At 65.0% G+C, this 23,227-nt stretch carries 40 protein-coding genes; 1 reads left to right on the top strand and 39 read right to left on the bottom strand.

The window, feature by feature from the left end; genetic code table 11:
• Nucleotides 1-9 precede the first annotated feature (9 nt).
• The 36 genes from H2509_RS10100 to H2509_RS09925 all read right to left on the bottom strand — a co-directional run bounded on the left by H2509_RS10100 (nucleotide 10) and on the right by H2509_RS09925 (nucleotide 22,071).
• Nucleotides 10-354 carry a hypothetical protein gene (locus H2509_RS10100; RefSeq protein ID WP_182164916.1) on the bottom strand — a complete coding sequence of 115 codons (345 nt, stop codon included), beginning with the start codon at nucleotides 352-354 and terminating at the stop codon, nucleotides 10-12.
• On the bottom strand, nucleotides 351-1,022 hold the full coding sequence (locus H2509_RS10095; protein WP_182164914.1) for a DUF2786 domain-containing protein: 672 nt from the start codon (nucleotides 1,020-1,022) through the stop codon (nucleotides 351-353). The genes H2509_RS10100 and H2509_RS10095 overlap by 4 nt, the downstream gene beginning before the upstream one ends.
• Nucleotides 1,019-1,585 (bottom strand): hypothetical protein, encoded by a 567-nt coding sequence (locus H2509_RS10090; RefSeq protein WP_182164912.1) that lies wholly within the window; start codon nucleotides 1,583-1,585, stop codon nucleotides 1,019-1,021. Before H2509_RS10090 ends, H2509_RS10095 begins: the two co-directional genes overlap by 4 nt.
• A gap of 192 nt (nucleotides 1,586-1,777) precedes the next feature.
• Nucleotides 1,778-2,200, bottom strand: coding sequence for a hypothetical protein (locus H2509_RS10085; RefSeq protein ID WP_182164910.1), 423 nt, complete (start codon nucleotides 2,198-2,200; stop codon nucleotides 1,778-1,780).
• Between the two features lie 9 nt (nucleotides 2,201-2,209).
• Nucleotides 2,210-2,473 (bottom strand): hypothetical protein, encoded by a 264-nt coding sequence (locus tag H2509_RS10080; protein WP_182164908.1) that lies wholly within the window; start codon nucleotides 2,471-2,473, stop codon nucleotides 2,210-2,212.
• A 73-nt stretch (nucleotides 2,474-2,546) separates the two neighbouring features.
• On the bottom strand, nucleotides 2,547-3,854 hold the full coding sequence (locus H2509_RS10075; RefSeq protein WP_182164906.1) for a phage major capsid protein: 1,308 nt from the start codon (nucleotides 3,852-3,854) through the stop codon (nucleotides 2,547-2,549).
• A 168-nt stretch (nucleotides 3,855-4,022) separates the two neighbouring features.
• Nucleotides 4,023-4,547 carry a hypothetical protein gene (locus H2509_RS10070; RefSeq protein WP_182164904.1) on the bottom strand — a complete coding sequence of 175 codons (525 nt, stop codon included), beginning with the start codon at nucleotides 4,545-4,547 and terminating at the stop codon, nucleotides 4,023-4,025.
• 221 nt (nucleotides 4,548-4,768) lie between these two features.
• A complete protein-coding gene (locus tag H2509_RS10065) occupies nucleotides 4,769-5,491 on the bottom strand; it encodes an HK97 family phage prohead protease (protein WP_182164902.1) in 723 nt (240 codons plus the stop codon).
• Nucleotides 5,488-7,578, bottom strand: a complete 2,091-nt coding sequence (locus H2509_RS10060) for a phage portal protein (protein WP_182164900.1) — start codon at nucleotides 7,576-7,578, stop codon at nucleotides 5,488-5,490. The genes H2509_RS10065 and H2509_RS10060 overlap by 4 nt, the downstream gene beginning before the upstream one ends.
• Entirely contained in the window at nucleotides 7,575-8,975 is a 1,401-nt protein-coding gene (locus tag H2509_RS10055; RefSeq protein ID WP_182164898.1) for a phage terminase large subunit family protein, read from the bottom strand. Before H2509_RS10055 ends, H2509_RS10060 begins: the two co-directional genes overlap by 4 nt.
• Nucleotides 8,975-9,559, bottom strand: coding sequence for a phage protein Gp27 family protein (locus H2509_RS10050; protein ID WP_182164896.1), 585 nt, complete (start codon nucleotides 9,557-9,559; stop codon nucleotides 8,975-8,977). The genes H2509_RS10055 and H2509_RS10050 overlap by 1 nt, the downstream gene beginning before the upstream one ends.
• 4 nt (nucleotides 9,560-9,563) lie before the next feature.
• Nucleotides 9,564-9,866 (bottom strand): VpaChn25_0724 family phage protein, encoded by a 303-nt coding sequence (locus H2509_RS10045; protein ID WP_182164894.1) that lies wholly within the window; start codon nucleotides 9,864-9,866, stop codon nucleotides 9,564-9,566.
• Nucleotides 9,863-10,192: a DUF2730 family protein gene (locus tag H2509_RS10040; protein ID WP_182164892.1), complete on the bottom strand. Its 330-nt coding sequence runs from the start codon at nucleotides 10,190-10,192 to the stop codon at nucleotides 9,863-9,865. The genes H2509_RS10045 and H2509_RS10040 overlap by 4 nt, the downstream gene beginning before the upstream one ends.
• Entirely contained in the window at nucleotides 10,189-10,392 is a 204-nt protein-coding gene (locus tag H2509_RS10035) for a TraR/DksA C4-type zinc finger protein (RefSeq protein ID WP_182164890.1), read from the bottom strand. Before H2509_RS10035 ends, H2509_RS10040 begins: the two co-directional genes overlap by 4 nt.
• Nucleotides 10,389-10,661, bottom strand: coding sequence for a hypothetical protein (locus H2509_RS10030; RefSeq protein WP_182164888.1), 273 nt, complete (start codon nucleotides 10,659-10,661; stop codon nucleotides 10,389-10,391). The genes H2509_RS10035 and H2509_RS10030 overlap by 4 nt, the downstream gene beginning before the upstream one ends.
• Nucleotides 10,661-11,194 (bottom strand): hypothetical protein, encoded by a 534-nt coding sequence (locus H2509_RS10025; protein ID WP_182164886.1) that lies wholly within the window; start codon nucleotides 11,192-11,194, stop codon nucleotides 10,661-10,663. Before H2509_RS10025 ends, H2509_RS10030 begins: the two co-directional genes overlap by 1 nt.
• Complete coding sequence (locus H2509_RS10020) at nucleotides 11,191-11,928, bottom strand: glycoside hydrolase family 108 protein (protein ID WP_182164884.1); 738 nt, start codon at nucleotides 11,926-11,928, stop codon at nucleotides 11,191-11,193. Before H2509_RS10020 ends, H2509_RS10025 begins: the two co-directional genes overlap by 4 nt.
• 142 nt (nucleotides 11,929-12,070) lie before the next feature.
• Nucleotides 12,071-12,427 (bottom strand): helix-turn-helix domain containing protein, encoded by a 357-nt coding sequence (locus tag H2509_RS10015; protein WP_182164882.1) that lies wholly within the window; start codon nucleotides 12,425-12,427, stop codon nucleotides 12,071-12,073.
• On the bottom strand, nucleotides 12,420-12,629 hold the full coding sequence (locus H2509_RS10010) for a hypothetical protein (protein ID WP_182164880.1): 210 nt from the start codon (nucleotides 12,627-12,629) through the stop codon (nucleotides 12,420-12,422). The genes H2509_RS10015 and H2509_RS10010 overlap by 8 nt, the downstream gene beginning before the upstream one ends.
• Nucleotide 12,630: 1 nt before the next feature.
• Nucleotides 12,631-13,200 carry a regulatory protein GemA gene (locus tag H2509_RS10005; protein WP_182164878.1) on the bottom strand — a complete coding sequence of 190 codons (570 nt, stop codon included), beginning with the start codon at nucleotides 13,198-13,200 and terminating at the stop codon, nucleotides 12,631-12,633.
• Nucleotides 13,201-13,228: 28 nt separating this feature from the next.
• Nucleotides 13,229-13,486, bottom strand: coding sequence for a hypothetical protein (locus H2509_RS10000; RefSeq protein WP_182164876.1), 258 nt, complete (start codon nucleotides 13,484-13,486; stop codon nucleotides 13,229-13,231).
• Entirely contained in the window at nucleotides 13,483-13,764 is a 282-nt protein-coding gene (locus tag H2509_RS09995; protein ID WP_182164874.1) for a hypothetical protein, read from the bottom strand. Before H2509_RS09995 ends, H2509_RS10000 begins: the two co-directional genes overlap by 4 nt.
• On the bottom strand, nucleotides 13,761-14,015 hold the full coding sequence (locus H2509_RS09990; protein WP_182164872.1) for a hypothetical protein: 255 nt from the start codon (nucleotides 14,013-14,015) through the stop codon (nucleotides 13,761-13,763). Before H2509_RS09990 ends, H2509_RS09995 begins: the two co-directional genes overlap by 4 nt.
• 88 nt (nucleotides 14,016-14,103) lie before the next feature.
• Nucleotides 14,104-14,499, bottom strand: coding sequence for a hypothetical protein (locus H2509_RS09985; protein WP_182164870.1), 396 nt, complete (start codon nucleotides 14,497-14,499; stop codon nucleotides 14,104-14,106).
• Nucleotides 14,496-14,786, bottom strand: coding sequence for a hypothetical protein (locus H2509_RS09980; RefSeq protein ID WP_182164868.1), 291 nt, complete (start codon nucleotides 14,784-14,786; stop codon nucleotides 14,496-14,498). The genes H2509_RS09985 and H2509_RS09980 overlap by 4 nt, the downstream gene beginning before the upstream one ends.
• Nucleotides 14,783-15,007 (bottom strand): hypothetical protein, encoded by a 225-nt coding sequence (locus H2509_RS09975; RefSeq protein ID WP_182164866.1) that lies wholly within the window; start codon nucleotides 15,005-15,007, stop codon nucleotides 14,783-14,785. Before H2509_RS09975 ends, H2509_RS09980 begins: the two co-directional genes overlap by 4 nt.
• Before the next feature lie 11 nt (nucleotides 15,008-15,018).
• A complete protein-coding gene (locus tag H2509_RS09970) occupies nucleotides 15,019-15,648 on the bottom strand; it encodes a DUF3164 family protein (RefSeq protein WP_182164918.1) in 630 nt (209 codons plus the stop codon).
• A gap of 17 nt (nucleotides 15,649-15,665) precedes the next feature.
• On the bottom strand, nucleotides 15,666-16,070 hold the full coding sequence (locus H2509_RS09965; protein ID WP_182164864.1) for a hypothetical protein: 405 nt from the start codon (nucleotides 16,068-16,070) through the stop codon (nucleotides 15,666-15,668).
• Entirely contained in the window at nucleotides 16,067-16,336 is a 270-nt protein-coding gene (locus tag H2509_RS09960) for a hypothetical protein (protein WP_182164862.1), read from the bottom strand. Before H2509_RS09960 ends, H2509_RS09965 begins: the two co-directional genes overlap by 4 nt.
• Entirely contained in the window at nucleotides 16,326-16,727 is a 402-nt protein-coding gene (locus tag H2509_RS09955) for a transcriptional regulator (protein WP_182164860.1), read from the bottom strand. The genes H2509_RS09960 and H2509_RS09955 overlap by 11 nt, the downstream gene beginning before the upstream one ends.
• A complete protein-coding gene (locus H2509_RS09950) occupies nucleotides 16,724-17,350 on the bottom strand; it encodes a hypothetical protein (RefSeq protein ID WP_182164858.1) in 627 nt (208 codons plus the stop codon). Before H2509_RS09950 ends, H2509_RS09955 begins: the two co-directional genes overlap by 4 nt.
• Entirely contained in the window at nucleotides 17,350-18,093 is a 744-nt protein-coding gene (locus H2509_RS09945) for an AAA family ATPase (RefSeq protein ID WP_182164856.1), read from the bottom strand. The genes H2509_RS09950 and H2509_RS09945 overlap by 1 nt, the downstream gene beginning before the upstream one ends.
• Nucleotides 18,094-18,169: 76 nt before the next feature.
• Nucleotides 18,170-20,533 (bottom strand): DDE-type integrase/transposase/recombinase, encoded by a 2,364-nt coding sequence (locus tag H2509_RS09940; RefSeq protein WP_182164854.1) that lies wholly within the window; start codon nucleotides 20,531-20,533, stop codon nucleotides 18,170-18,172.
• A 4-nt stretch (nucleotides 20,534-20,537) separates the two neighbouring features.
• Nucleotides 20,538-20,993, bottom strand: coding sequence for a hypothetical protein (locus H2509_RS09935; protein WP_182164852.1), 456 nt, complete (start codon nucleotides 20,991-20,993; stop codon nucleotides 20,538-20,540).
• The gene (locus H2509_RS09930; protein WP_182164850.1) at nucleotides 20,993-21,217 is read right to left on the bottom strand and encodes a hypothetical protein; all 225 of its coding nucleotides are present in this window, start codon (nucleotides 21,215-21,217) and stop codon (nucleotides 20,993-20,995) included. The genes H2509_RS09935 and H2509_RS09930 overlap by 1 nt, the downstream gene beginning before the upstream one ends.
• Nucleotides 21,214-22,071 (bottom strand): ParB N-terminal domain-containing protein, encoded by an 858-nt coding sequence (locus H2509_RS09925; RefSeq protein ID WP_182164848.1) that lies wholly within the window; start codon nucleotides 22,069-22,071, stop codon nucleotides 21,214-21,216. The genes H2509_RS09930 and H2509_RS09925 overlap by 4 nt, the downstream gene beginning before the upstream one ends.
• 231 nt (nucleotides 22,072-22,302) lie before the next feature.
• Between H2509_RS09925 and H2509_RS09920 the strand changes: the two genes are divergently transcribed.
• Nucleotides 22,303-22,497: a hypothetical protein gene (locus H2509_RS09920; protein WP_182162259.1), complete on the top strand. Its 195-nt coding sequence runs from the start codon at nucleotides 22,303-22,305 to the stop codon at nucleotides 22,495-22,497.
• Here H2509_RS09920 and H2509_RS09915 read toward each other — a convergent pair.
• From H2509_RS09915 to H2509_RS09905, 3 genes are all read right to left on the bottom strand, one after another.
• On the bottom strand, nucleotides 22,494-22,682 hold the full coding sequence (locus tag H2509_RS09915; protein ID WP_182162257.1) for a hypothetical protein: 189 nt from the start codon (nucleotides 22,680-22,682) through the stop codon (nucleotides 22,494-22,496). The two genes, H2509_RS09920 and H2509_RS09915, sit on opposite strands and share 4 nt — an antisense overlap.
• Nucleotides 22,679-22,834: a hypothetical protein gene (locus H2509_RS09910; RefSeq protein ID WP_182162255.1), complete on the bottom strand. Its 156-nt coding sequence runs from the start codon at nucleotides 22,832-22,834 to the stop codon at nucleotides 22,679-22,681. The genes H2509_RS09915 and H2509_RS09910 overlap by 4 nt, the downstream gene beginning before the upstream one ends.
• Nucleotides 22,831-23,227: helix-turn-helix domain-containing protein (locus H2509_RS09905; RefSeq protein WP_209001902.1), on the bottom strand; the 397-nt coding region annotated here is incomplete at its 5' end. The genes H2509_RS09905 and H2509_RS09910, both read right to left, overlap by 4 nt.

Raw genomic sequence — 23,227 nt, 5'->3', positions numbered from 1 at the left:
AGATCTGCATCAGCGGATCCTCTTCAACGCCGCTTCAAGATGGGTGTGCTTGCGCTGGACCGGGCCTTCGATGCGCAGCCGGCCCGCAATGATGACGTTGCCGCGCGCATCGGTGACGGCCGAGATCTCGTCCTTCTCGTCGACATCGGCGGCGAGCGGGAACATTGCCCGCATGTCCTCGACCATCGCCGTCTTGTCGCCGTCGACGATCTCCTGGGAAAGCCTCGACCAGACGAAACACTTGACGACGGCAAGCGGCTGGAATTCGGGAGCGACCGGATTGTTCCAGGCATCGCTGCCCGCGGCCACGTTGCGTTCCACCATCGCTCGCATGGTCAGGCGGCCGGCGATCATGTGAGCGCCAGCGGCTGGTCGATCCCGCTCCCGATACCCGAATTCAGCTCGACCGAACTTCCCGCATGCCGACCGCGTAGAAAGTCGCTTTCGACGCCGCCTCCTTTAGGTTGAGCGATACGGCTCTTGACCGGGACCAGGTTCGGGTGCCGCTCAGCCAGGTAAAGGGCGACCAGGGCATCCGGTTGCGGCTCCGGCAACAGGGCGGAGATCTTCACGTAGACGGCCGCAGTCCAGGCTTCGCAATATATGTCCGCGCGAAGCCGCTTGCGCCCGGGCTTGCAGCGCTTCAGATGCGAACGGATATAGCCAGCTCGTGCGCCCTTCAGTCGGCGAAACAGCACTGCGAATGCGTATGCAGCGATTTCCGGTACCGCGCCGCGGCCGACAAAGGTGCGATCGCCATCCGCGTTTAAGAAGCACTCGACGGCAAGCGCGCGGCAAACGGCGTTTGACAGGATAGTCTCCCAGCGAGGCGGCCGCTGGGAACGATTGCCGCGAGCGCTGGCTTCCTCGACTTCGGACATGGCCAGTTTCGCTTCCGTGACGCCGTGAGCTTCCATCAGCTCACGCGCCTTGGAGAGTGCTATTGCCGCCTCGTTCTCATTGGCGCTTTGAGCCAATGCGAGACACTTGCGAATTTTGGCCAGGATCGCCTTGTCGGTCATGCCATCACCATGCGCTCTCGGCCGAGGCTCGCCAGAAGCTTCTCGCGCTCCTCGGTAACGTCGGCACTACCGAGTGTGAATGAATAGTCGCCGGCCCGTTCGCTTCTCAGCCCGCCGCGATAGGAGAGATCCAGCTGCATGAGCTTGATCGTCACCTCCTCGCGCGCGGCCTGGTCCCCAAGCGGGGTATAAGTGGCACGAACCAGCGGCGCCCAGTAGTCGCGGCCGTTCGGCCCGCCGTTCAGCCGCTGCAGTGTCCTCCCGCCATGCAGGACGCGGTAGTCCCCGGCGGCGAGCTCCACCTCGTTGCCCGCGAGGCCGGAATTGGCTGGATCGAGTTCGACGATCGTCGCCGGCTGCGCGCTGTCCATCGCCCTTGGCAGGCGCAACACCCTTCTGAAGCGGGAATTGGGATCGACCGGATCTCCGAGCTCGATCGTGATCGGTCCGGCCGGGCCGAAGCGGGCCTCGATCTCCGCCGTGATCGCATCGATCATTGCGGCAAGCTCTGCGTCGGAAAGGTCGGATCCGGTTCGTTCCTTCACCCGGTCGATCAGAGGCATGTCCGCTCACCCCGCAGGTCTTTGGTTGAGGTGCCGGTCTCTCCCGGCTGTCACGTCCCCCGTCAGACGTTGCAGCCGGGGACCGCGGCCCGGCGCCGCCTACTCGCAACTCCCGACCAGTCACGCCGGCACCCCATCTCCGGCAAGTGTGACCGCGCTGCCCTCGGTTGCTTTCGCCCTGGTATTCCTCGATCAGCCGGTCGGCGGCTTCATCAGCTCGCGTGCCTGGGTTACCCAGCTCTGCCAGTCGGCACGCGGCGACAGGCCCTTGACCACGGGCGGCGACGCAGGATCGACCGCCGCGAGGGCGGAGAAGCTGTCGATGCCGGCGGCTTTCAGCGCGGCTTGCGCCGCCGCGCCAATGCCCTTGATCACCGAAAGATCTTCTCCTTTCTCGCCCTTGTCTTCCTGGCCGCGTCGTTCCTTGTCCTCGGCCGGGGCGGATTGCTTCTTCCCGCCCTTCGCCAGGCTGCCGTCGACAAGGCCGAAACGCTCCACGGCCGAGGCCGGGATCTCGTCGCCAGGCGCGGCATAAAGGAAAGCGGCGCGTAGATCGCCTTCGCCGACGAGCTTCGATTTGTCCTTGGTCAGATAAAGACGTTCTTTCGCCTGCATGGCGCCCTCCTACTCGGACCTTGCCCAAAGGACGTGGAGAAAATCGCCCGTGGTGTCGGTGGTGGTGTTTTCGATGACGCCGGCCTTGCCAGCGGTGATCGAGAATTCTGCGGTGCGATCCACCCGGGTCGGCGGCGTGCCCTCGGTGATGTGTTCAACGGAAAGCAGGGTGTCGCCAGGCGAGAGCGCGCCGGGCACCTCATGCTCGCCCACCGGCCCGCCGGGGATCAGGGCACAGCCCACGGGCCTCGAAAATCCGGAAATCGTTGGCATGGTGATCTCCTGTTGCGGCCGAATGCCCGCCCGGTACTCTCGACTTCCGGGCGGGCGCTCCGCGGGTTGTGGCTTAGAGGCCGGTGACCGAGCAGAAGGCGGCCGGGCGGAACACCACGAAGGCCGCCCGCATGTCGCCGCGCACCGTGCGCTTGCCCTCGTTGAACTGGGTGCCGACATAGCCGATCTGGATGTCGACGCCCTTGCGCTCGAACAAGCTGATCCAGGCAGGCTGGAAGGAGCCGACATAGCCGGTGCCCTTTGCGTCCGCATCCTGCTGCACCACCGGCAGGCCCCAGAGGCGCTCAGGCCCGGCCTCCGAGGGCGAGCCCCAGATATAGACGCCGTCGACGGTGCGCAGCAGGCGCACGCCCTGCCAGTCTTCCGGATGCATGACGTGATGGGTCGGGATCGCCCGGCCGGTGACGCGGACCTTCGTCATTGCCTTGTAGAAGGCGTCCGGCACCGGATCCGCGCCCTTGGCCTGGGTCTGGATGCCGACGACGTTCTTCAGGCCGCGCAGGTTGGCGCCGGCGCCGTCGCCGACCAGCACCTGGCCGTCCAGTCGCTGGCGGATGCCGAAGGTCAGCCGCGAGTTGATGTAGCCCTGCATCAGGGGCACGTCTTCCAGCTGCTCGTCGGTCACCGGAATGCTGTCGGTGATCTTGACCACCGGCGACGTCTTTTCCGTGAATACGAAGGTGCTTTCCGCATAGGCCGCGCCCTCGGCCTTCTCGGCCGCGGCGTGGGCGCGGGTGGTTTCCTCCATGTACTTGATCGCCGCCTGACCCGTGGTCGACATCGGGATGATGTCGATGAGCTGCAGCGGGCGCGTGGCGCCTTCGACGAACCCGGGAAGGCGGATGCTTTCGGGCGCGAAGCCTGCGCCGGTCTCCAGAAGCGCCTTGGAGCCGAGGGTCTCGAATACGGCGCCCTTGGCCAGCATGTCGGACGGCAGCAAGTCCTCGTAGGAGAAGTTGATGCCGTTGGGCGTGCCGTGCTTCACCCACTCGGCATAGGCCTTCTCGGCCGCCACGAGCTCGCCCAGGCTCTTGACCCGGCTCCTGGCCTGTTCGTCCTTTGCACCCGGAATGGGGAGGCGGCCGCGCACCTTCTCGCGATCAGCAAGCGCGCTCGCCGCCTTTTCGGCCGTTTCGAGCTTTTCGGCCTGCGAGGCGAGATCGTTCAGCTCGTCATCCATCGCCTTGACCTTCTCGGCCACGGCGATCGAGCCCTTCACGTCCTTGCCGAGGCAAGTGACCTTGTTGAAGTCGTAGCTCTTCTGGCCGCTGTCGGTCGTGACCTCGGCCTCCTCGAACACCTTGTGCAATTCGGTCTGCTTTGCCGCGAGCTTTTCGCGGACTTCTTTCAGGGTGGTCATTCGACCCCTCCATTGTCGGTGGAACGTCCGCCGACGCGCCCGCGCGCGGCCTCTCGTGCTGCAAATCCGCCCCGCGGCCGGCGCGGGGCATTGCATGAGGTCGAGACTAGGAGAAAGGAGGAGGGTCGGACTATCCGCGCGGCCGCGCGGGTGAAGGCTCAGGAGCTATCAGTTCGACTTTCGGCGATTGCCGGGATGGATATCGGGCAGCGCTCGCAACGCTTTTATGGCAGCTTCATCAATTGATCCGCAAGCCTGAAGCAATCGGCGTTCAATCTGGTCTTTTCTGCGCGAATAGCTCACGTCACGCCAACCAGACTTGTAACAGCGCTGCAACGTCCACTGAGGGACGCCTGGCTCTTCGATCAAGCGCCACTCGGCACCGAGCAGGCAAACCACACCGCCGTACTCGTCGCTTCTTTTTCCGGCGGGACGGCCGACATGGCCGGGATGCAGATCCGGCAGAGCGTGAAGGCCTGAGACACTTTCGGCGGTCGCGCCGGTCAGGCGCTCCACCAAATGGGCGAGGCCATCGCGGCGATGAGACCCGGCGACGGTGCGCCATGGTCTGGACACATCTCCGTTGTTCCGTTGCACCGCCCATCTGACGCCAAGATTGACCAATCGCCACTCGTTGTTGATTTCAGCGACTACGCCGTGGTATTCACGCTTGGTCGGAACGTTGGCGCTCATATTTTCTCCCGACGTCTCGGCCCTTGCAAAAGCACCCGGAAGCAAGCCTGCGAAAACCGGGGGCAACAAAACGATAATACCCCCGTAATTTCGAATTTAGAGCTCCATTTAAGGCGCTGAGCAGGCGTCTTGTCGAAAAATGGCGAATGCCCCGTAACAGCCTCGTTTCGCCTCTCAGCGGCCTTCTCTGTCGATTTCCTCCTCGCGCTTCAAACACGCCCTCACAGGCCAAGGCGGCGCCGGGCCGAGGCGGTGAGATGCTTCACCGCCAGCTGCTCGGCAGGATCGGTTTCGGGAGCGCCTGAAGCGATGAGCTCCTCGAGCTTGCCTTTCAGGTTGGCGAGCTGGTCGATCCTCGCTTTGGAAAGACCCCGGCCGTCCGCCTCCCTGAGAGCCTTCAGGCCGCCGGCGCGCCCGACGATGTCGTCGATCTCCGCCAGCACGCTCTCGATCTGGACGGCGAAGGATCCGCGCGACTTAAGGCCAAGCGTTGCGGTATCGATGCCGGCGCCGCGTACCACGGGCGAAACCTCGTGAACGTCGAGACGCTTCAGCACGCGGACGCGCTCGCCGTCGCGGCTTTCGTATTGAGCGTCGATCACCCCGAAGCCGTAGGACCATTCCTGCACGGCCTGGCCGTTCTCCAGGTCGAATTTCAGCGTCGAGTGCCATTCCCTACCGGCATCCGAGCCGAGGTTCAGATGGATCTCGGCGAGCGCCGCGTTGTTTTCCTCATAAACCCGAGCCTTGCCGAGCGGCATGGCGCGCCGATCGTGCGCCGGCAGGATCGGCACCCACTGGATCCCGCCTTCCTTCCACGAGAAGGCGCCGGGCAGATAGGTGTCGCCGTCATGATCGATCGCCGACAGCGTGGCGATACGGGCGAGGCCACGGCCTTCCCCGTCCATCTTTTCGACCGTAAGGCCCTTGGTCTCGATCTTCATGTGTCCTGCTCCTCTTCGTCCTGGTCCCCGAAATAGGGGGCAAAGGACAGGGTTCCGTTCGGATGTTCGTCCTGCGCCATCTGCGCAGCCTGGGCCGCCGTGACGATCGATCCGTTGCGGGCGATGTGACTTGGCAGGGACCGGCCCGGCCCCAGGCGGCCGTCAAAGACGATGAAGCGCTCGACGCCGGCGGCCCTGGCGCGCTCGATCGTCGAAATGTTCTGCGCATATTTGGTTTCGGTGCGGGCGATCGTGCGGGCGCGCGTGTCGGCATTCGACCAGGGACCGCTGCCGACGTGATCGGCAATGCGAGCGGCTAGCTGCGTCGCGCCTTCGCCCTGCGCCCGCCCTTCCGCGAGCGCATCGAAGAGCGCCTGGCGCGTCTGGGCCGACAGATCGACCAGGCCGGCGCGGCGGCCGCCGAAGCCGACGATCGAACGGGCAACCGGATCCGGCAGGCTGCCGCCTATCCCCGCGAGCTCCGCCGCCTCCGCCACCTGGCGCGCCACTTCCAGGTAATACGCCTCGTAGAGGCCGCGGAACGTGGTTTGATGCACACCGATGCCGAGCGCCTCCAGGATCCTCGCGATCAGCAGCTCGTCGGCCTTGGTCCCGTCCGCCCCGCGTGACTTCGACGCGCGTGACTTTGGCGCCAGGTCCTCTTCCTCAAGAAATGGCAGCGCTGCCGACGAAGCCTCCCTCGCGAATTGCTCGAAGAATGCCTTCAACCGGCCTTCGAAGGTTACCGCGAGCGGCCCTTCCTGGCGTGCCAGGATGCTCAGATAAGCCCGGCCGACCCGTTGCGCCGCCGGCGAAGCCAGGGCTTTTTGTCTGATCCGCTTCGGTTCGTCTTCAACGGTGCGCGGCGGGGCGCCGGCCGGCACCTCCACCGAAGAGAACGGCCGCAGATAGATGCGGTGGCTATCGTCGACTTCCAGGCCAGCGGCCGCGCGCGCCTCCGCCACCATGGCCCAGCCGCCTTGCACCCGCTTGTTCCAGCGCTCCGTTTCCTTGTCCTCGTCATCCTGAAGGGCAAGCACTTCCGATGTGTCCCACCACATCGTCAGGCCGCGCGTCTCGCCGAAATCCGGCAGCAGCGAGCGTTCGATCTCGTCGGAGAACATTCGTGCCAGCGGCAGGACGCCGTTGTGCCAGGCGATCTTGCGCATCTCCGTCATGGTCGCCCCGACCTTGGTCGATTGCAGGCCGGCGCCGAAGCCCACGATAGCGGGAGGAATGCCAAGGCAGGCGCAGACCCGTTCTTCCGCCACGTCGCGCGCCTCCGACATGTTCATTTGCTGAGGGTTGAAGCCGTAGGGCGTGACGTCGGTTGGCGCTCCCATGACCAGCGGCCCGCCGCGCCGGTCGCCGCCAAACGCTTCCTGGAACCACGACTTGGTTGCCTCGACATCCTCGACCGCCACCGCGCCGCCGCTCTTCGGCGAGATCACCACGCCTGGCACGCCCATGTTGCGCAGGAGCGAAGCCACGAAATTCGAGCTCTCCAGGTCCATGAAGATCTCGCGGATCGCGCCGTCGAGCGGCGACAGGCCTTTGCGCGGATTGCGCGGATTGAGGCCATGGCGGAAATGCACGACCTCCTCGGCCTCAAGCCGCATCGGTTGCAGGCCCCCGCCGGGCGTATATCGGTAGTGCGAAATGAACTTCTCGCCGTCATCCGAACCGAAGGGCTCCATCGTCCAATGCGGCACATACCAGAGCTCGCCGGGCCGCCCGGCACCGTTGCGAAGCTTGATCCAGTAGGCGTTGCCGTCCAGGCAGAAGGAAAAGACCGTCGCCATCCACAGCGCGATGTCGCCGTAATAAGCGTTTGGCCTGCGGATCAGTTGCAGGGCGCCGTGCTCGGAGATCTCCGTCACCTGGCGGCCGCGGCGGCTTGTCACCGTCAGCCGCGCCTCCGGCAGCGCGCGGCCGATCCACTGGACCGGCGCAGTCACCACGGACGTGTCCAGTCCGTCGCCGACTGCCTTGCGATAATCGTAGCGCGTGCCTTTCAGGAGCCCCTGCCACAGGCTCGGCCTGGGCGGATGGCGCAGCGATTGAAGAGCCTTTGAAAACCAGTTCATGCCGGGATCCAATCCTTGTCGATCGGGCTTTCCTGCGCCTGGCCGATCTGGCCGAAAAGCGGGCGCCATTGTCCGCCGGCCGCGCCGCCGGCGGCCTCTATGGCGAGCCCCAGTGCCCAGAAATGGTCAGCATGGCCGTCCGGCGTGCGCTCGGCCGTAAAGCGGATGTTGCCGGCCGAGGTGACCTGCTTGGTCACGGACCTCAGGTCTGCGCGGATCGGCGGCGAATAGGGAATGCGCAACCGCCTGTCTTCCATGTGCCCGCGCACCGGATAGGCGAGCGCTTCCTTGACCTTCGCGGTGAAGGTCACGGCCTCGACCTTGTAGGGACCGAATTTCTTCTGTGCGTCATCGGACCAGCCGATGCCAAGGCCGGTCGCATCGATGTCGGTGCGAACGCAACGCTCGATCCAGGGCCAGAGCACCTTCTCCTGCTCAGCCTTGCTCATGTTCTTGAGCGCCTCGACATGGCGCGTATAGAGCACGTCGCCAAGGCGCTCCAGCACCCAAATGACCGTCAGGTCATGCTTGCGGCCGATATCGATGCCGGCGAAGAGCTCGCCGCCCTCGATCTTGCGCCAGTCGGCATCGGCGGCGTATTCGCAGGCCGCGATCAGGTCATATTCCAGGAAGGCCGCATCGTCGTCGGCCGGCTGGCACATGTACTCCTGAAGGAAACTTTCCTCGTCGGCCGCGCCGCTCTTCACCCAGTCGAAATAGGCGGCTTCGTCCATCTCCTGGCGTTCGTCGTCTTCCGGCAGCGACTGCTGGAGCTTCCACAGGAAGCCGTCGTTCAGTGCGTCCTCGAGCGTCACCCTGTGCAGGCTGATCTTCTTTGGATTTCCGCCGTCCCGGTATTCCTTGACCAGGCTGTTGAAGAAGTTGTGCGAGCCGCGATGCGTCGAAATCACCTCCATCGAACCGCCCCAGGTGATGCCGGGATAGGCGATCGACCACAGCTTTCGCGGATCGGGATGCAGCGCGAATTCGTCGAGCACCCGGCCGCCGCGCTTGCCGGCCTGGGCATCCGGATTGGAGCTCATCGAATGGATGCGCCGGCCGTTGGCAAATCGCAGCACATAGGCGCTTGTCTTGCCGTCCGGGTCGACGGCCTGTTCGCCGAGATCGCGCGCGGCGAGTTCCAGATTGCCCGCCCAAAGCTTGCAGTCCTCGAGGAATAGACGCGCCTGGATGTCGTCGCGCGAGGAAACCCATTGATCGTGCCGTGCGGCGGCGAGCGCGGTGCGGGAAACCGTGGCATAGGCCGTCGACCAGGAAAGGCCGATCTGGCGACCTTTCTCCATCAGCTTCAGCCGGGAATTGTCCTGCACCCAGCGTGCCTGATAGGGCAGGAAGATCGCACCGCGATTGGCGGGGATGATGCGCGCGCGCCCCATCAGGCCCCCCCCATCAGGCGTCGGTTGATCTCCGCCATGGTCTCCTGCGAGACGCCCGCCTTCCTGGCGACTTCGGCCACATCCTCGGCCGCCTTCTTCATCCGCTCGTCGAATTCGGCTTGCAGCAATCGCCGCAGCTCGGCCGAGTGCCGCTGCGCGGTGATGGCGGCGCGGTTGGCGCTCGCCAGCGCGTTGATCTCCTTGGCCGACAGATCGCCCCTGGAAAGCAGCTCGTCGGCCGCCATCTTGATGCGTTCGGAAATCGCGACGGTCATCTTGTCGGCGCCGTCAGGCCCCATCGCTTCGGCGAGCGCAGTGGACAGCCGCAAGCGCTCGTCGTATTCGCGCCACTGCCGAGCCTTGCGGACCGAATAGCGGCTGAAGGCTCCCTTGGAGATCGAGCCTATGCCGAGATCCGCCAGCCGGGCGTTGAACTCCGCCAGGATGGCGACCTGCGGCCGCTTGCCGTCCCGCAGTTCCTGGTTGACCCAGGCAAGGTCGGCGTCCGCCTCTTCAGGCAGCATTTCCATGGTCGACAACCGTCCGCGACCTTCACGCCGTCCGCCGGCCTCGGGAGCGACCATTGACCTATCTCCCGTCCTCGGGCCATGCCACGCCGTCCAGCGGCGCGCGCCGTTCCAGGTGATCCCGTCCGGCCTGGGCGAGGCCAGCGATCAGCTTGCCGCCATCCTCTTCCAGGTTGACCGCGCCGATTTCCTCCAGCTTGCGCAGCTGCGTTCTCACCCATTCGATGGAGCGCGACACCAGATAGACGTCGAGCGCCTTCTGGATCAGATCCTCGCGCAGGTGACCGTTGAACTCGCGGGCGATGGCCTCGAGGATCACCAGGCGACCATGCCGCTCCAGGTAGTCGCGATATCCCTCTTTCAACGTTCTTTCCCTCCGTCGAGCAGGAAGATCTCGATCCGGTTCACGACCCGGGTAACGCCAAGGTGGCTTTCCTCAAGCCTCCCGAGCGCACCCCGAACCTGTTCCAGCGCTATGCGCAGCTCATGCACATCGTCTTTTGGCGGCAGGTGGCCCACATCGCTTTCCAGCGTCTGGATGCGGCGGTCGTGCTCGATGAGCTTGCGCTCGTGCTTGCCGATGGTGTGCTCGTTCGCCTTCGATCGCGCAGTCAGCCAGGTGTAGAAGATGCTGATGATTGCAAGGAGTGAAGCGATGGCCGCCGACCAGTTGCGGATGTCCTCGATCATTTGCCCTCGCTCGCACAGTCGATGCAGGTGACGGCCGATGGCAGCGCCTGGCGCCGGCGTTCGTCGATCGGGTCGCCGCATCGCCGGCATGTGGTGGCGCCGGGCCGGTCGAGGGAAGCGCGGATCCGGCCGATCGCCGCATCGCGCTCCTGTTCGACGCGCAGCTCCGCCAGTTCCTTGTCGAACTCGCTCGCCTTCATCCCTCCACCTCGAAATAGCGGTGCCGGGGCGTGGAGACCTGCCAGATCGCCTCGCGGCCGACGATCACTTCGTCGCGCCCGGTAACCTCGAATTCGCCTGGCGTATCCGCGCGCCTGGTGTAGAGCCGCTGCCCGTAGACGACCTTTTCTTCCTGCAGGCGCTGGTTGAGCTCGGCGAGCGATCGGCAGGAGCATTCGAACATGAAAAACTTCCGCCGGCCGTCAGGATGAAAGTCGTTCAGGTCGATGCGATAGACGGCCTGTGTCATCACTTGCCCTTCATCGCCTTGATGGCCTCGACGCCCTGGGCTCCGAGGTTCTTCAGCGTGTGGCCGCCCATGTAGAGCGCGACGAACCAGGACGTCAGCGTCATCATCACGCCCATGTCCATGCGCGAGCCGATATCGGTGCCCGCGATCGCATCGGTAACCGGCACGATGAGTAGGCGAACCGTCCACATGAGGCCGAGCAGATACATCCAGCCCCAGCGCCAGCCGCTCTGCCAGATGCCCTGTCGCTGTTCGGCCTGCAGCAGGGCGAACTGGCCGTCGAGGCCGCGGGACCACAAGGCTATCAGTTCCGGCATTCGGCCCTCGACGGTCTCGACCGCCTCTTCCAGGTCCGCGCCGTTGACGGACGGAAGTTCTTCGGGTTCGACGCCAAGGACGCCGGCGATCTCGCTCACCACCGTTTCCGCCAGGCGTCCGCCCGCCTCTCCGAAGCGCTCGCCCAGGACGCGGCCGACAAGCTCGGCTCCGACCTTGGAGGCGACCCCGGCCAATATGCCGACGATCATGCTCATATCGCTCTCTCCGCTTGCGTGGCGTAGGCCCGAGCCCTGAGCCGGTTGACATGCGCGCGCCAGAGCAGCCAGGCGGCGAGCGCGATCAAGGCGACGGTGACACCCGCGACCGCGATCGCGGCGAGCGCGTCCATGTCGACCGGGGCGGCTACCGGAGCGGCCGGCGCACTTGCCGCCGCGCCGGATCCGGCCGCCCCCTGCTGCCGCGAAGTCCCCTTTGCCTTGCTGCCTTTGTCCTCAAGCGCAACGATCACCTCGGCAACGTCGGATTTCTCGGCCAGTGCCCACCTGGTCCACAGCGCCTCGCCTTCGGCGACGCGCCGCGTCCAGCCCTTGCCGAAGGTCGCCCAGTGCTTGAACGTCCGGTAGATGGAAAGCCGCCTGGCGCAGAGCTTGCGGACCGTTTCGTGGTCGGGACCGCCGATGACGGCCATCAGGCTCTTGCGCGCGGCGGCCGGACCGGAATTCACCGCATAGTCGAACACCGCCCCGTCGACGCCGGAGGCAAGCGTGTCGCACCCGGTACGCTCCCAGTAGTCGTCGTGATAGATCCGATTGACGAGATCGCCCCGGATGTCCTTGAGGTCGGCCTTGGTGGCGCCCGCCTTGTGAAGGCGCAGGGTCGCAAGCGTGATGCCCTTGTTCGTGGCGCCGCCCGGGTCTTTCGGATGGTCCACGTAGCCGCCCTCGAAGCTCAGCGTGAACGCCAGCGATCTTGGGAAGTTCTTCTTCATCCGAAGCCCCGCCATTAAGCCGCGCGCCGGCCCATGACGAAGTGCGGGGCCGGCGCTGATCCTGGATCAAATCTGGCAGGTTTCGCGGGAAGGGTTCATCCACGCGGGCGCGCGGGTGGAGCGACCTTGGAGGCGGGAGAAATCAGAAGAGATCGAGCTGAAGCGCGTCGTTCAGCTGCCAGCGGCGCACGGTCGCCACGTCGGATCGAACGGTCCTCGCGATGGCGTTCAGGCTCTCGCCGCGCGCGAACATGACCTGGGCAATCCATTTTTTGCCGAGCGGCACCTTGATGTAGCCGTGCCCCATCACGGCTGCAAGCATGGCGATTTTTTCGGCGCCGAGCAAGCCTGCTGCCATCGACCGGGAAGATGTACCGGCGCGTGGCAGGTGGATCTGCGAGCCTCCGAGCTCAAGCAGCAGCCTGATCGTGTCGTCGACGCCGAGCGCATCCACATAAGGCGCGATGTTTGCCGGGATCTGAGGCTGTACGTCAGGCATCTTCCATCCGTCCGGTTCGCGTCGTCAATTTCAGTTCCTGGGCCGTCAGATCCTTGAGGCGGACCGTCAGCTCAATGCGCCGGTGGCTCATTCTCGGCAGCTCGGCGATGCGCCGCCTCAGTTCCGCCCGCTCCGCCCTCAATCGTTCCAGCTCCGCATCCTCGCGCCATGTCAGAAGCGGCAAGGGAGCGGAGCCGGCCATGTCAATCGCCCTTTGCCGCCCTGATACAGCGCCCGAAGCTCTGCATTGCCGCCAGCAAGGTTTCGTCCGTGGCCGCCGAAATCTCGCTGCCGATCGGAACGCCGAGGATCCGGCACTGCGCCTCGATGACGGCGAGTTTCTCGGCGCGGCCGTCCTGGAATTTCGGCCACGTCACATCGGCCTCCCGGGCGATCCAGGCCTTGAGGGCTTCCACAGCCTTCCGCGCGTCCTGTGCGTTGCTGAGGAAGCGCACGTGATCAATGCCGGTCTGCCGCCTGACGAAAGCGATCAGCGCCTTGTCGTCGCGATTGCGGACGAGGCCGAGGTTCCAGGCGGAGATCCAGAGTGCCTGGAGTTTCTTCGCGAACCGCCCTTCAAGCGGCGTTCGACGACGGCTTGAAGACCGCTCGAAGCCGAGCCGGCCGAGCTCCTGGATGACTTCGTCATGCTGTTTCGGGCTCATCGCCCGCAGCGACCGGATACCGGTCACCCGCTCGTAGAGATCGCGGGCGTCGTCGCCATCGATGCCGAGCTGCTTCAGGCCGACATGGATCTTGGCATAGGCGCTCATGACGGCGCCCTCCCGAAGAGATCAGAACTCATCGCCCCCCCGCGGGTGCAGGGCCGGCCGAGACGATCACATATTTTAATGTGATGACATCCATCCGGCGCCGGTGATAAAAGCTCGGCCGCTGGCCAATGCCGATCGTCGACAGGTCGACACGGTGATCGCCGTCGGCCCAAAGCCAGCCTTGGTGAGGGCCGCAACCGAGGATGCGGCCCGTCTCCGTATCGATCTCCCACCACAGGAAGTCCTGGCCGCGATCCTCGAACTCGATGCGCTGCACGCCGCTCATGTCAGGCTCCACCTTCCGTCGATCAGGTCATCCAGCCACTGCGGCTCGGGGTGCTCCGCGAAACCGCCGATTTCGGCCTGGATGTCGCGCACGAGGTTGAGCTGGCGCTCGCAAAGGTCGGCCATCATCTCGTCGCAGGTGCCGGGGACCGGGATGATTTCGTTGGCCCAGTCGCGCTCCAGCTCGCAGGCGCATTCCACGTCCGAGCGCAGCGTGTGCCGAAGCTCCGCCAGGGCGCGCTCCAGAAGTGCCCTGTGCTTTTCCGTTGCGCCGGTCATTGCGGCAGCCCACGCACCTGACCTTCGGCCCAGGCGAAAAACGCTTCGTCAAGGGCCTGCTCGGCGCGCTCGTATTCATCACGGGCATCCGCATAGATGGCGTCCATTCTTTGGAAAACCTGCTGTGCGGCGTCCCGAGCCGATTTGGCTTCCGTCATTGCCATGCGAGCTTCCAGGGCGGCGGCGTTTGCCTTGTGAACTTCATCAAGGCGCAGGCTTCGTGGAGATAAATTGCTGTCGGTCTGTTTCATGGTTCGATCCGTCTATTCATGATTGTCAGCAATTCTGGACGGGGCCTGGCTGAGCCAGGCCCGGCCCTCGTCGTTCGCCGCCCTGGAATTACTTGCCCCATCCCCCGGCGGTCTTGGTTTCGGCTTTCGGCTCGCTCCAGCCTTCGGCAATTTTCGGTTCCCGGTGGTCTTCAGGATTGAAGTTGCGCGGCCGCCAGTCCTGTTTCACGTATGTGCTCGCACGGGCCGTGCCGGGCATGCCGTAGTGCACTGCGCAGAATTGCTGCAGCCCGGGGCGGGAGCAGTCGATTGCGCTGCTCGCGGGGATTGCCGATCCAAGCAGGATCAACACCGCGAAAACGAATGAAACTGCGGAAACGAGTTTGTGCATGCTGGTTCCTTTCAGTCTTGGGAGGAAGCGGCGCTGACCGCCGTCTTGTTGTCGTTGAGGGGAGGAAGGAAACGGAGCAAGAACCTGGCGGAAGGCGATCTTGATCGCGCTCATGACCCAGCTCCGATGTGTCGGTCGGCGGCCTGAACCCAGTTGCGCACTGCGCCTCTCAGGCCCATGGTGCTGGTCGCACGGATCCCGCCGATCGTGACGGCCACACCGTCCCATCTGTCGCTGATCTTGGCGTCGAAGCACGATTTCAGGCGCCGTGCGAGGTTGTTCATCTCGTTGCGATCGCGGACATGCCAGGCGGCAGGATCGTCCTTGCGGTCCCCGGCCTTTCGCATGGCGTCGTCGAGCATTTTCGCCACCTGGTCGCGGAGGGTTTTGAGATCGCTCACGGCGTCGATCCCTTCTCGAATTCAATGCGATCGGCGAGCATGCGAAGGAATTCCGAGAGTTTCTCGTTCGAAGCCTCGGCAAGATCTTGAATGAAGCGATCGGTTGGATCATCGCCGTGGAAATCCTGAACTTCATTCAGCACTTCCGCGAAAAGTTCCGGATCACGAGCTAGTTTGTTGCCGACCTCAGAACCAGACACTGCGCTATAGAGAAATGCCATCGTCGCCCCCCTCACGCTCGTGCCAGGTCGATCGTGACGGGCTGCCATTGGCCGTCCGGTGTGTCGCGCTCGTAGCAGCGCACGTAGGTCTTCGATCCGACCACGCGCATCGCCGCCCGGATCGCCTCCATCGCCTTCAGCCACCGCTCGTCCGCGATATCGAGCCTGAGCAGCATGAAGATCTCGGACCGGTTGATCTGGCCGGCCTTGTCGGTGTTGAACGCGCGGGTGACGATGGCGCGGATCTCCGGCCGGCTGTCGGCCGCCCATTCGTTCAGGCACTCGTCGATCAGCCCCTTGGCGACCTGCAGCTGCGGCCCGAAGTCGATGTAGTCGGCGACCTGCACCTGCACCTTCATCAGCCCGTCGAAGCTCATGAAGGTCTTGTTGCCCTTCGCGCCGCCCTTGGCCGCGCCGTATTCCTGCGCCAGCAGCGCCTCGAAGGCCGACAGATCGTCGAATGTGTGCTGCTTGAAGCGGGAGATCTGCGCCGAGAGATCGCGGGCGTAGGCCATGATCTTGCGCACCGTCTCGTCCTCAAGCTTGTGTTCGGGCTTGATGGCTTCGACGGGCACGAGATTGCCCTTGGCGTCGCGCAGGTAGGACTTGCCACCCACTTCGACGATTTCGTCATCCCACATCGTGGTGTGTGTCTCGCTCACCTGGCTTCTCCTGATTTGCGTTGATCGAGGGCGGAACGGCCCGGTCCCGGGTCGCCGAGCATTCCTGAGTTCCGCTGGCCGGCTTCCGCCGCCAGGATGAGGTCCAGGTGCGGGCTGACGCGGTATTTCCGGAACACGACGCGGGGCCGTACCGTTTCCTGGTGGCGCCGTGGCGATGCGGTCACCGGCGCGGGCGAAGGCGTGGCCGGCGGCGAAGCGGGCGATGGCGGGGCGGGTGAAGGCGGCAGGTCTTCGGTCGCTTCGAGTACCAGCGCCTTGTCGATCGTCCGCGATACGTCGTGGATCTTCCGGCCAAGCCTCTCGGCTATCCACCAGTCCTTCTCTCCGAGCGTCCGGAAGCCGACCGCTCGCGCTATGTCGTCATAGCTCCAGGGCCTCATGCCGAACTCCCGTTGCCAGGACCGGTTGCCAGTCTTGGCCGAGGCACCACAGGAAGCCGGGCAACCCGCCCTGACGCGAGGTCGGCTTCCGTGATCCTGGCCGGTCCGCTGACCTGTGCCGTCTCAAGGGCGCGCGCGCAGCGGACCATGTCGGCAAGCGCGAACTTCGCCAGCTCCGTGAGCGCCGGCGACAGGAACAGCGAACCGTCGCGGCTCACGTGCTCGTCGATGAACTGTCGGAGCGTCCGGATATCTTCACTCAGCATCGCCGCCTCCCTTGATCAGGGAATGCGGGCAACCCGTCCGGCATGCCTGATGCATCCGCACGCGATGGGCGTTCGTCGTGGCGAAGGGCTTGCGCTGCCACGAAAGGCAGACGTTGCGCGCCATCTCGCCCATGACCGGGCATGTCACCGTTTCGGACATCAGCGCGCCGCGCGAGGCCTGCTCGAAGCGGGCGATGTCGCCATTGTGGTAGCTGTTGGAGAGCACCTGGCTGACGGCCGAGGCTGAGTAGCCGACCTTGCGCGCGACGGCCGCCTGGCTCTCGCGATTGCAGGCCTCCGCCAGCACGATGATCCATTCTGGGATCGTCGCGCCCCAAGCCAACCGGGCCTTGGCGACGTTGTCGGGCCGGTTGCCGGAAGCGGCGCTCATGACGACACCTCCTCGGTCTCGACAGGACCGACCAGCTCATGCCGGTTCTGGTCGAACACCACCTTGGTCCGCAGGATCATCGGCGGCAGAGGTCCGGTGTTCATGTCCGGTGCCAGCCGCCAGATGCCGGGTGCGCCGGGCTTGCCCTTGACCAGCGGGATGAGGTAGCCGGCCTTGGACAAGGCCTTGATGTAGGCCTGCGCTGAAGCGAGGCTGATCGCGGTTTCGTCGGTCGACCCCCACAGCGCGATATCCTGCGCGGTGAACCCCTGCCGATGCGCGCCGGAGCGCATCGCGTTCCACATGCATTTCTGCTTGCCGGCGCTCTCGATCACCGTTCCGTCCCGGCGCACCCGCGGCGTGGCGGTCTGGCGCACCGTGGCCCGGTAGACGGCTTCCGGTCGCGGCCCCCGCTCGCCCACCTTCTCGACGAGGCCGGCCTTTTCCAGCCGGCCGAAGAAATCGTCCACGTCCCGGCGCCGTGCATTCGACATGCGCAAGATGTCGCCGCGCGTGAATGTCTCGCCCGCCAGCTCGTGCGCCTGGATGACGCTCCAGAAATGATCGATGCCGCGCTTGGGAGAAGTGCCTTTGGCCAGGCTCAGCTTCAGGACGATCCCCATCACGCAGCCTCCCGGCGCGACGGCAGGTGACCGCGCGAGAAGTAGCCCCGGCCGGCCCGATACTCGTCGAGGCCAATCCGGGAGACGCCGAGGACGTTCGCCTCGATCGCGATCGCGTGCAGCGTGTTGCCGATGCGGCGGACCCGGCCCTCTGCCTCCGAGCGCGCCTTGTCGAGCAGATCGTCGGCAATCGCGATCTGCGGATAGAGCGTGCGCGCAAGCACCCGGGTATCGTTCAGATCGCACGGCTGCGCATAGCCCATCGTCAGCACAAGGTCGCGGAACCGGTCGACGCCCTCCAGCTTCTTGGGAAACAGTTCCTCGCCGATCAGCAGCACCGGCACGTTGCTCTTCTTGGCGATCATCCGAACCAGCTCGATCATCTTGCGATCGACCAGCTTGTCCGCCTCGTCGATGATGAGCGGCCGCCTCGGATCGCGCGCCAGGATGGCGATGATCTCGTCTTCCAGGTCCGCCAGGGTGCCGCTCGCCGCCGGCCGGCCGAGCTCTGCCAGGATGGAGGTCAGAAGCTTCTTCTTCGTCCAGGTGTCGGACACCTCGACATAGGCCGCATCGGTCTTGTTCTGCACGAACAGCGCCGCCACGCTCTTGCCGTAGCCCGAGAAGCCGGCGAACACGCCGAGGTTCGGCTGCAGCGGGTGACGGTCCTGCAGCGACCGGACCAGCGTCATGCAGGCGCTGACGTTCCTGATCGGCGCCGTATCTCCGCTATTGACATCCATGTTAAGCCCCATCAATCTGCCCTTTCAGTGATGTGAGTGAATTGCCTTGGCCCCGTTCCCGCGGGGCCTTTTCCTTTTAGTGGGCGATCCGCACGGCGTGCTCGAGCCCCCACACCTCCATGATGTCGACATTGGTCCGGTACTGCGGCGTGCGCTGGTAATGCCCCAGCCAGCGCAGCTCCTCGGTTGAGATCTCGGCCTGACGTCCGCTGGCGATCGCCATCTCCAGCTGGATTGCCCGGTAGAAGCGCTGGCCGGCCTCGTTGAGTGGTTGGTTCTGCCGGATCGGCACCACGTTCTTGAACGCCTCCGCCCGCTCCAGCATCTCCTCGACCTCGGCCAGGTCCTCGGCCGTCACCCTGGCGTTGCCGGCCTCCCATTCCCGCAGCAGCTCCTCGTGGATCGACCGGGTCCTGTCGTCGATCGGCGCGGGCGATGCCGGCTTCAGCGGCAGCACCGACGCTTCCTTCGCCGCCTCGATCGCCGGCGTGACGTGCTCTTCCTCGCGCTTCGGCAGCGCGACGACATTCGCCTTGGCGGCCTCTTTCTCGTCCGCCTTCTTGCGATAGAGCCTGAGCGTGCGCTCGATGCCCGATGGCCCCTTGCCGAGCTCGCGAAGCTCGGCCTTCGCCTCCCTCTCGCGCTCGGCCAGCATCTCGCGCGCCATCGCCTTTTGCGCCTTCACGAACTCGGTGCGGTCGATGTCGCGCAATTCCGGGCACACGGCCGCATCCAGGAAGCTGCCGTCCTCGGCCGAGAAGGCGTAGACCTTGCCCATGTCGATCGGATCGAGCCGCACGATCACGTCCGTGCCCGGCAGGATCAGCGGCGAGCTGTAGTAGACGTGGTCGATCTTCAGGCCCTGCGCCGTCATGCGGCGGCGGCCGTCCTTGCCGGCGAGCGGCATCAGCAGCACGTCCAGTGCGCGCTCGTCGACGCGTGCGACAGGCGTTGTCGAGCGTTGCGCCGCCTGGTTGGGCGAAAGGCCCTTCAACTCGCCTTTCAGGCCGCCATGCGGGCGTTCGTGGTAGTAGACCTCCAGCCACTCGTCGATGATGGCTTGCAGCTCGGCGGCGGTGAGTTCCACCCCGAACAGCTCCGCGTCATCCGCGCCAAGGCGTTCCGAAAACGCCTTCTTGCCTTCGATCGCCTTGCGCTCCGCCACGTCGTGGCCGACATAGCCCGGCAGCTGCGGTGCGAAATTGTGCTGGAATGTGCCGATGACGCGCTCGACATGCCCCTTCTCGGTCGGGCTGTAGGCCCGCGACACGTCCTGTTCGATATGAAGATCGGAAAACAGGCGCTGCGTGGCCTGCGCCTTGAAGTCCGAGCCGTTGTCCGTCTTGATCGTCTTCGGCACGCCCCACTGGATCACCGCCTTGCGGATCAGCAGGCCGACAGCCGAGGCGCGTGGCGTCTTCGACAGGGTGATGACCAGTCGGCGGGTGGCGAGATCGATGCAGGCATACATCGAATGGCGGCCGTCCGTGCAAAGTGCATCGACCGGCGAGGCGTCGATCTGCCAGAGCTGGTTTGGCTCCTTGACCCACCGATAGGCGCCGGTACCGCGCATCGCCATGGTCGAGCGGTATTTGTCCGGGTTCGTGTTCTTCAGGATCACGACCCGTTCTTCCTGCCTCAGCTTCCTGATGAAATGCTGGAACGTCCGCACCGGCGGCAGCGGTTTCAGCTCGCCATGCCGGTCGGCGATCTGGCCGCCGAACTCGTCTTCGCAATAGTCCCGCAACGTCCCGGCCGAGAGAGCCGGGTTCTTGAAGATCCACGCCAGCACGAAGGCGCGCAGCCGACCGCCCTCGGCGGTTTCCAGCAGCCCGGTATCCTTCTTCGCCTTCGAGCGGTCGCAGGCCAGCGCCGCGCTGCCCTGGAACTTCACCTTCTCGCGCCAGCGCATCAGCGTGCGCGCTGAAACCCGCCTGACGACGCCTTGCGCCCAATCTGGCAAGGGGATGCGGCCGGAATTGTAGAGATCCGCGAAATAGGCATCCGAGGCGAGCGCGCCGAGATCGAGCATCGCCCGGAACCTGTCCGCCAGCCGGACGATGCACATCCTGGCGTCGCGGTTCAGCCGTTCGCGTTCGGTAAGGTTCCCGGCGGCGGCAAGGGTCGGCTGCGCTTGTGCCTTGCCGCTGCCAGGCCCGTCTCCGCCCGTCATCGTCAGCGCCGGCCCGACGCGCCGCGACAGGTAGCAAAGCCTGACATCCAGCGGCAGCAGGTCCAGGTGGTAGCGCGTGATCGTCCCGCCGCGCCCCGTCTCGCATCTCACCTGGGCGTGGTAGCGGTGCCAGCCCTCTCGGTCGGCCAGGTCGTTGACGCCACGCTTCGTTGCAGGCAGCCCCGGCAATTCTCCGGCCTTCGCCGCCTCGGCGATCTCCTGTGCCGTGAACCACATTTGAACCTGGATTGGAGCCTGCGCGTTCATCGGCCTAGATCGCTCCCCACTTGGCCTTTTCGGCCGCCTTGAACCGTTGGATTTTCGCTTCCGCTTCCTCGGCCAGGTGCACGTTGATGAGCGCCTGGTACTTGGTGTCGATCACCACCTTGCCGAAGCGCTCCGCCACGAAGCCGAGCAGGTCCGTGCACCCCGTCACGTCGATCAGCGCGATGAAGCGCTCCAGCGTGATCCTGTGCGCCTCCGCCCCTTCCGAGGCATAGTTCGCCAGCATGTTCTCGCTCACCTGGTAGCCGAGCTCGGCGCTCATCGCCGCCGCGATCTCCGCCCGCGACATCGGCGAGGACTTGAGTGCCAGCGCCACCGCCTGGCTGATTTGCGAGGAAAGGCGCGAGCCGCGGATCGCGCCGGCTTCGAAGCCGGCCGCCACCTTGGGGGGCTCCCAGGAAAGAAGATCGCCGGTCAGGTTGTCTCCCCGCGCCTTGACCATCAGAGCATGCCTTCCTCTCTCAGGAGGGCGATGATCTCGCTCCCGTTCGCGTCCAGAAAGCGGGCGCGCTGCGCGCTGTTCAGCGCACCCCATCGAATGGCGACCGAACGGAGTGCGATATCCTCATGAAGCTGGCGGCTGCACAGCCGCCGCACGGCGAGGGGGAAAATCATGAAGGCGCGAACCATGAGGCCGGCCAGGCATTTTCGAAGAGCCCTCGTCACTTCGAGCCCTCCCGTCGCTGCAGCCAATCGAGAATGAGCGCTTCGCACGCTTCGAATATTGCGTCCCGCTGGCTCTCCTTGAGCCGTTTGAGCTTGCCTGGAATGACCTGGACCAGCTTGTCGCTTGCCTTGTCCGGCTTTTTGCCCTTCGCCATCAGCACCGCATCGGCGATCGTTGCCGCCTGCGGCGGCTCCGATAACACCAGGTCGAGCACGCGCTTCCGCATCTCCGCTTCAAGGCCGGCAAGCGTCATCAGTTCGATCTGGTTGTCGGCGATCTTCGTCAGCGCGACCCGTTCCCGCGTTTCCGCGTCGAGCGTCGCGATCTTCAGGCAGCGCCATACGGTGACCCTGCTGAGGTTCAGCGCGCGCTGCGCCGCCTCGCCGAAGCTTGCCGCGAACCGCTCCGCCGCGACCGCCAGCTTGTCGGCGTCGGAAATTGTTTCATCGTGAAACAATTTCTTGCGCCCGGGCTTCACCGCGCCCTGAGCTCGCTCGTAGACGTCGCGCCAGGCGGCCACGTCCATTGCCCGGTCCAGCGCCGACAGCTCGCGGCGCATGAGGTTTTCCGCGATTTCCGCCAGCTTCATCGCCGCTTCGTCGGCGAAGGCGTCTGCCGGCTTTACCTCGGCTGGGATATCCTTCCACTTCAGCGCCCTTGCCGCCGCCAGGCGGTGCGCGCCGGCGATCAGACGGTAGCGGCCTCCCGCCTCAACGAGCTGGATCGCCACCCGCAATCCCTGCCGGCCGATATCCTCGGCGAGCGCGGCAACCCAGTCCGGATCGACCTTGCGCCGGCCGCCCGGCACGTCGATCAGCTTCACGGGGATCTGTTGATAGTCCTGCGGGTTCATTCAAAGGCCTGCCTGGGAAAGGTGTTGGAAGCTTCGCGCGCCCGCCGCCGGGAGGAACAAGCGGCAGGCGCGCCGGTCCGCTGCCGACGCGGGGAGTGAACGGGCAGCGGATAGGAAATTTCGGCGGTAAATCCCGGCCTGATGCAGCCGGAGAAACCGGGGTAGGTTTGACGGCGCCGGCCCGCGCCGAACCGCGGGCCGGCGCCTCTCATCCCCACGTGGGAGACACACATGGAGACGATCGAAATGGATGCAGAAAAGCTGTTCACACTTGCTGTCGGGCTGGTCGAGGCGAACGTACGTGCGGGCCAGCAACTCAACTCCATGAACCTCGACACAGTCGTTCGAGACCAGGTGCAACTCGCCTTCAATGCGCTCGCCGACGTCTGGTCCGATATCGTCAAGGGCGACCAGGCCACGCATTAGCGGCGCCTCATCGGCACGTGCACGACGGTTCCCTCGCGCCCCGTGCAAATGGGGCAAGACGATTTCGTCTTCGCTGCTTGGCTGAAGGCCGGATTTCGGCGGACGATCCAAAGACCTGTCAGCAGCCCGAGAAAACCGCCCAGGGCCGCACCGCCGGCAATCGCAATGATCTCCTGGAGGCTCATGCCAGCCTCCAGGCCACTGCCATCAGCGTGGCGATCCAGGCCCAGGCGAGGATCGCGGCGACACCCAGCGACAGCGCGACGAAAGCCGCGATGTCCTGGACGAGCGGCCTGTCAAGCACCGACCGCATTGTTGACAGAAGCGGCCGTTTCATGCCGCCACCCTGTCACGGGTGGCGGCAGCTTTCTCACTCGACTTCTTGTCGTCGCGCCTGCTATCAAAGATGCGAGTGGCGCGAATGGGATAACGGTCCGGAAAGACCACTTCGACGGGATCGCCAAGGAAGTCCGCGATCAGCTTCTCGTTGATGCGGTTGTACTTGGTCCAGATGGTTCCGAATGATTTTGGGTTGCGGCCATGCTCGGCCGCGAAGTCGGACATCCGCACACCCCTGCGGCGGAATTCCGCGAGGATCGAATGCCGGTCCCACTTCGGCTTCCGGTTCTCCATAACGCTACTCCTGACTGAAGCGGATGTTGGCGCATCCGCTTTTTGTTGGTCCTGCTGGTGTGTTTCCGGCCCGTTTGATCGGGCCGTACAAATAGGT

The organism is Stappia albiluteola (assembly GCF_014050225.1).
Taxonomy (GTDB): Bacteria; Pseudomonadota; Alphaproteobacteria; order Rhizobiales; family Stappiaceae; genus Hongsoonwoonella; species Hongsoonwoonella albiluteola.
Note: the sequence above shows the minus strand (reverse complement) of the source record. Positions and strands in the feature narration are given on the sequence as shown.